3 protein-coding genes are annotated in these 3,195 nt (G+C 70.0%); 1 reads left to right on the top strand and 2 read right to left on the bottom strand.

What is annotated here, in order from left to right; translation table 11 throughout:
• The coding region (locus tag C0461_RS14010; RefSeq protein WP_292107878.1) for a PAS domain-containing protein at window positions 1-425 on the bottom strand (425 nt) is incomplete at its 3' end.
• 353 nt (window positions 426-778) lie between these two features.
• Between C0461_RS14010 and C0461_RS14015 the strand changes: the two genes are divergently transcribed.
• A complete protein-coding gene (locus tag C0461_RS14015) occupies window positions 779-1,432 on the top strand; it encodes a hypothetical protein (RefSeq protein WP_292107880.1) in 654 nt (217 codons plus the stop codon).
• Window positions 1,433-1,552: 120 nt separating this feature from the next.
• Here C0461_RS14015 and C0461_RS14020 read toward each other — a convergent pair.
• Window positions 1,553-3,195, bottom strand: a 1,643-nt coding sequence (locus tag C0461_RS14020) for an insulinase family protein (protein WP_292107881.1), incomplete at its 5' end; no start/stop codon positions are given.

The following is a 3,195-nucleotide window of genomic DNA, read 5'->3' on the forward strand; positions in this document are numbered from 1 at the left end:
AGGGGCTGATAGAGGCCAAGCAGGCGGTCGGGCATGCCGGTGGGGCCGCGCAGGGGGGCGGCCACGATCTCGGCGGGCAGCAGGGCGCCGTCCTCCATCTCCATGTCGGCGCTGAAGATCATGGGGCGCCCCTCCCGGAACGCCTGGGCCAGACCCCGGTGGACCATCAGCCGGCTTTCGCGGCGCCAGACCTCAAGCAGATAGGCGCCCTTGAGCGGGCGGCCGTGAGTACGCTCGATCCAACCGCCCGCCAGGCGGAAAACCAGACCCTCGTCCCGACGCTCGGCGATGAACACCTGCGGCAGAAGACGGCCCAGCGCATTGGGGTCGAAGGCGGCGCGATCGGGAATGCGGGACGCGCCGGGCAAGGCCGTCCACGCGTCCACAAGCCGCTGAATGCCGGAATGAAACACCGAATCTGTCATCGGCGGCGCCTTCGCAAGGGTCGGGCCGCCCCGCGCCTGGGTGTGGCAACGGAAATGCAAGGGTTTGCTGTCTGTATGGCAATCTGAACCGGCCCGCGTCTTGCAGGGCCGGGCAAGGTTTTAATGCGGGAGCCCGACCCATGCGGTTGCGGATCAGACACTGGATGCCGGCCCTCGCGGGTCTGTTCGTGGTCGGCCTGGCCGACAAGGCTGCGGCCCAATGCGGCCCGACCAGCTGTCCGCCGCCGCCGCCGCCGTGTTGCGCGCCTCCGCCGCCTCCGCCTCCGCCTCCGCCGCCCCCTGCCTGCTGTCAGCCGCCGGCCCCGCCCCCGTGCTGCGGCGGCGGCGGCAATGTGAACGTCAACGTCAATGTGAACACCAACGTCAACGCCTCGGCGCGCGCCGGCGCCTCGGCCCGCGCCGGTTCGACCATCATCGTCGGCGGCGGAGGCGGGGCCTACTTCCAGGTGGATCAGCCCTATCCCACCACCATCCAGGGCCTGAACGTGGGCGGCATGGCCATGAGCCGGATGGTGCGGGTGCCCTATACCGAGACGCGCCGTTCGATGCGCCGCGTTGTGATCCAGGCTGTGTGTATCGACACGCGGTCCGTGCCCCACCCCGCCGCCCAGGTGCGCCCCGGCCGCGACGTGCTGGAGAGCTATGAGGGCGAGCTGTACCGCTGCCTGGCGGGTACGCGCCTGCAGGTGACCCTGGCGGAATATCTGGACGAGGTGAATTTCGACGGCGGCGAGACGCTGCAATGCCGCGCGGGCGAGGCCCTGTGGCACTCGCGCGGGATCGTCGAATGCCGCCCCCAGCGTCCCGAGCGGGACTGCAACGAGCGATCGCTGCTGCGCCGCTACGGCGCGGGCGTCAAGATCCTGACCCTGTACCGCGAGGAGACCTATACGGCCTGGCGCGAAGAGGTGATCGAGGAATCCTACGGTGAAGTGATCAACTCGGCCATCACCCTGGACGGGGGCGTGGGCGGCCGGGTGTTCTGAACCCGCTGTTCAGGGCCGCGTCATGCGCGGCGGGCCATGATAGGCCGGTCGATCTGATCGACGCCTTCCTGAGTGCGACTTGACGGCCCCGGTCACCGACCGGGGCCGTTTTTCGTCAGCTTACTCCGCCGCCTCGGCCGTGACCGTGGCCCTCCAGGCCCGGTCGGGCTGCAGGTAGGCCCGGGCCGCCTGCTGGATTTCCTCGGGCGTGATGGATTCCAGTTCGTCCACGACCGTGCGGACCGCCGCGATCTTGTCGGGATCGTCGTGAAAGCCGTCCAGGGCGTTCAGCCAGTAGGGGTTGGTGTTGCGGGCTCGACGGATGGACTCGACCACCGACAGGCGGGCGCGGTTCAGTTCATCCTCGTCCACCGGGGCGTCCCGCAGGCCGGCCGCGATCTGGTCGGCGGTCTCGAAGAAGCCGTCCAGGGCTTCGGGCGGCGTCTCGATCTGGATGAAGGCGTAGCCGTAGTCCGGGAAGACGGTCGAGGAGGTGGACCCTGCGCGCGGCGAATAGGCCACGCCCTGGTTTTCGCGCAGTTCGTCGGTGACGCGCAGCTGCAGCACCTGGGCCATCAGGCTGGCGATGCGGGCGTTGCGACGATCACCGATGGAGTCGGTGGTCGGCCAGGCCACATAGCCCAGAGCCTGGCCGGCCTGGCCCGTATGGGTCAGACGGACGGGCTCCGAGACCGGGGCCGGGAAGGCCACGTTCAGGGCCGACGCCGGACGTTCAGGCTCGGCCGAACGGGTCGGCAGGGCGCCGAATGTGGCGCCGACCGCAGCGACGGCGTCCTCCACCGTCACATCCCCGACGACCAGGACCTCGACGGGACCGGCGCTGGTGGACCGGGTGAACAGCTGGCGCATCTCGTCGATGGAGCCGCCGGCGATCTCCTCGGCGGTGGGGAAGCTGAAGCGCTTGTCGCCGCTGGCCACGAGCCCGGAGCCTTCGAGCGCGAAGGCGCCGCCGGGGGTGGCGCGCAGCTGGTCCAGATACTGGCCCATCATGCCCTGCATCCGCTGGAACGGCTCGGGACGCCAGGCGGCGTCGGTGAAATAGGCCGCCAGGAGCTGCAACTGGGTCTGGAAGTCTGCGGGCCGCGTGGCGCCCGAGAGGGTGAAGGCGTCCTGGCCCGCGCCCGCGCTGATGCTGACCACGTCTCCGCTGAGGACCTGTTCGATCTGGGTGCGCGTCAGCTGGCCCAGGCCGCCTTCGCTGAGCACGGGATCGATGGCCCACAGGGGCGTCATGCGGTCGGAAGGCAGATCCAGATCGCCGCCGCCCGCACGCACGGACACCAGGATCTGTTCATCGCTGAAGTCGGTGGGCTTGACCGTCAGCCGCACACCGTTGGGGAAGGTGACCAAGGTTGCGCCCAGGTCCTCGATCACGGACTGGTCAGAGGGCGCGGCGGGCGTCCCGAAGTCCGTGTAGGGCCATTCCATGGCGTCCGTGGCGGCCGGGGCCTCGACCGGAACCTGCTGCGACGCCTCGAGCGCGGCGGTGACCACGGCCGCGCCGCCCTCGATGGGCTGGGGGGTGGTGATCAGCGCCAGGGGGCCATTGCCGTCGAAGGTCGCACGCAGGATGGCGTTGACGTCCGCCACGGTCATGCTCTCGACCACGGCGTTGAAGATGGCAAGGTTGGTGGCCGGGTTGGTGAAGACATCCTCGTTGTTCACCGCGTTCAGCAGGGCGCCGGCCAGGGCCGGGGTCTGGCGCGTGGCGGCGCCGGCGGCGGCGTTCTCGAGCGCGGTGC

The sequence above is a fragment of the Brevundimonas sp. genome, from assembly GCF_013823285.1.
GTDB lineage: Bacteria > Pseudomonadota > Alphaproteobacteria > Caulobacterales > Caulobacteraceae > Brevundimonas.